The organism is Variovorax sp. 20P10.2.4, assembly GCF_058244205.1.
Window position 1 is genome coordinate 1 of the sequence record NZ_JBZAYE010000816.1, and the last position, 2,807, is coordinate 2,807.

Annotated in this window: 2 protein-coding genes and 1 pseudogene; 1 reads left to right on the forward strand and 2 read right to left on the reverse strand. The window is 71.5% G+C overall.

Annotation, left to right across the window (positions count from 1 at the left end; genetic code table 11):
- Together AC27VN_RS38000 and AC27VN_RS38005 are read right to left on the reverse strand one after the other, a co-directional pair.
- Window positions 1–1,107: pseudogene (locus AC27VN_RS38000) on the reverse strand (hypothetical protein); the annotation flags it as partial.
- A 57-nt stretch (window positions 1,108–1,164) separates the two neighbouring features.
- Entirely contained in the window at window positions 1,165–1,569 is a 405-nt protein-coding gene (locus AC27VN_RS38005) for an ArsR/SmtB family transcription factor (RefSeq protein WP_490880004.1), read from the reverse strand.
- A gap of 148 nt (window positions 1,570–1,717) precedes the next feature.
- On the opposite strand from AC27VN_RS38005, the gene AC27VN_RS38010 reads away from it, so the two are divergent.
- On the forward strand, window positions 1,718–2,807 hold a 1,090-nt coding region (locus AC27VN_RS38010; protein ID WP_490880005.1), incomplete at its 3' end, for an MFS transporter.

The following is a 2,807-nucleotide window of genomic DNA, read 5'->3' on the forward strand; positions in this document are numbered from 1 at the left end:
GAAGGCCTGCAGCAGCCGTTCGGCCGCTTCCTCGCCGAGGCGGTCGCGTGCCGCGGAGAGGCCGCCGAGCTCGACGCTGATCGCGCACCAGAGGAAGCCGGGGCTGTTCTCGGCCACGCTGCGCGCCTGCCGCACCTGCGCGAGGAAGACCTCGGGCAGCGGCAGGCCGGTGGTGTCGTCATGCGCCATGTCCTCGGGCGCGGGCGCCACTTCGGCGGCCACGCCGGGCTTGGGCATGGCCTCGGCCGCGGGGCCGGGCACGGTGAGCGCGCGCGCGGTGGCACTGGGCACCACCACGTCGGGCACGTTGAGGAACGCGGGCCGGAACTCGCGGTTGAGCCGGCGCGCGATCAGCGCCGAGGCGGCCAGGCCCAGCACGATCAGGCAACTGCCCATGCCGAGCAGCGAGGCCAGCGGGTTGCGGGCGCTGCGGTTCAGGGTGTCCTCGGGCACGCCGACCGCGACCCACCAGGCCGTGCCGGGCACCGGCGCGATGGTGGAGAGCACCTTCAGGCCGTCGAGCGTGAGCGTGCTGCTGACGCTGCGGTCGGCGCCGGCGATCTTCTGCCGCAGCTGCGGCGTGGCGTGATGGCCGAGGTAGCGGTCCTCGTCGCGCGAGCGCGCGACCACCTTGCCGCTGGCGTCGACCAGCGAGGCGATCCAGCCCTCGGGCCAGATCTGTTCGCGCAGCACCACGCCGAAGCCCTCGGGCCGCAGGCTGGCGCGCGCGATCGCGGCATCGGCCAGCGCGTTCGGGTTGTACTGGCGGTAGAGGGCATGGAGCGCGACCGAGGTCTCGCCCGAGGCCAGCACCTCGAAACGCTGGCCCGCGCCGGGCAGGGTGGCGAGCTGGTGCACGTCGGCGCGCAGGCGGTCGGCTTCGCGCGCCATCGCGGCGGCGGTGCTGTTGGCCTTGTCGAGCAGCAGCTGGCGCTCGCGGGCTTCGGCCTGGTCGCCCATGCGCGTGGTGACGTAGACGCTGAAGACCAGCATCGGCACGAGCACGAAGAGCTGGACCGCGATCAGCCAGGGAATGAAGCTCGCCGGGCGCGAGTGCGCGCTTCCCGGCGGGAAAGTGGTGCGTTGGAAGAAGCCGATCCGGTTCATGGCAGGTGTGCGCTGCGCTGGAGCCTGAATGTAACCTTTGGCCTTAAGAAAAGGTCACTAATTGTTGCCCGGTGCGGGGGCTTTTTTCACGCCCCGGCGACCGGCGGTGTTTGGCGCGGGTGCCGGCGGCGGTGCCGGGGCGTCCTGCCGCTCCTGGCGGGCGGCCGTGATCATGGCGTCGAGCAGGCCCGGGAAGCGCCGCGCGAGGTCGTCGCGCCGCAGCCGCATGTAGCGCGCGGTGCCCTCGGCGCGGGTCTGCGTCAGGCCCGATTCGCGCAGCCGGGCCAGGTGGTAGGACAGCCGCGACTTCGATCCCAGCCCCAGGAAGCTCGAGCAGTTGAGCTCGGTGTGCTCGTCCAGCAGCAGCAGGATGCGGCGGCGCGTGGCATCGCGCAGGGCGTCGTAGACGGCCGACAGGTCGATGTCTTCGGTGGCCGGGTGCGGGAGCTCGGGAGTCGACATGGCGCAGCAGGGTAACCCAGCGACACCTTCGCGTTAAGCCGAAGGACTCCAAGGACCTCGAAGTTCAACGGTTATTGAACAAAGGCCGGCTTCGCAGTACGCTCGCGGCCCTTGTTCAACAGTCGTTGAACCAATCGGAAAGTAACGGATGCTGACAAAACTGATCTGGCTGATGGCGGGCGCGTTCGCCATCGGCACCGAGGGCTTCGTGATCGCGGGCATCCTGCCCGCGGTGTCGCGCGACCTGCACGTGACCATCGCGCAGGCCGGCCACCTGGTGATGGCCTTCGCCTTCACCTATGCGATCGCGGCGCCGGTCACGGCCACCTTGACCGCGAGCTGGCCGTTCGGCCGGCAACTGCGGCTGGCGATGGGCGGCTTCACGCTCGCCAATGTGATCGCCGCGCTCGCGCCGGGCTTCACGGCGCTGCTGATCGCGCGCGTGCTGCTGGCGCTGTTCGCGGGGCTGTTCATGGCGGCGGCCGGTTCGTACGCGGCCGCCTCGTCCGAGCCGTCGCGGCGCGGCCGGGCGCTGGCGTTGCTCTACATGGGCATGACGGCCGCGACCGTGCTCGGCGTGCCGCTGGGCACCTGGGTCGGCAACAGCTTCGGCTGGCGCGCCACCTTCTGGATGATCGGCCTGCTGTCGCTGGTGTCGCTTCTCGGCCTGACCCGGCTGCGCCCGCTCACCGTGCCCTGGCCCGTGCCCAGCCTGCGCGAGCGGCTGCGCATCGCCGCGCGGCCCGACGTGCTGATGACGCTGGGCGTCACGCTGGTTTGCTTCGCGGGCATCTTCGGTGTCTACACCTACCTGTCGCCGCTGCTGCGGCTGGTGGCCGGGCTGTCGGACGACGGCGTGGCGCTGGCGCTGCTCTCGTTCGGCGTTTGCGGCGCCATCGGCAACCTGCTGGGCGGCCACATGGCCGACCGCTTCGGCGCGCTGCGCGTGGGCGGCCTGGCGCTGGCCGCGCTGGGCCTGGTGCAGGCCGGCCTGGCCTGGGTCGCGCATGCGGCGCCGCCGCAGGTCGCGGTCTACCTGGTGTTCGGGCTGATCATGGCCTGGGGCGTGGTGGGCTGGTCGTTCCCGCCGGTGCAGCAGGTCACCTTGGTGCAGCAGGCACCGCAGGCGGTGTCGGTGGTGCTGTCGCTCAATGCCTCGGCGATGTACTTCGGCATCGCGCTGGGCGCATGGATCGGCTCGCTGGTGGTGGCGGCCGACAAGGTGCGCTCGCTGCCGT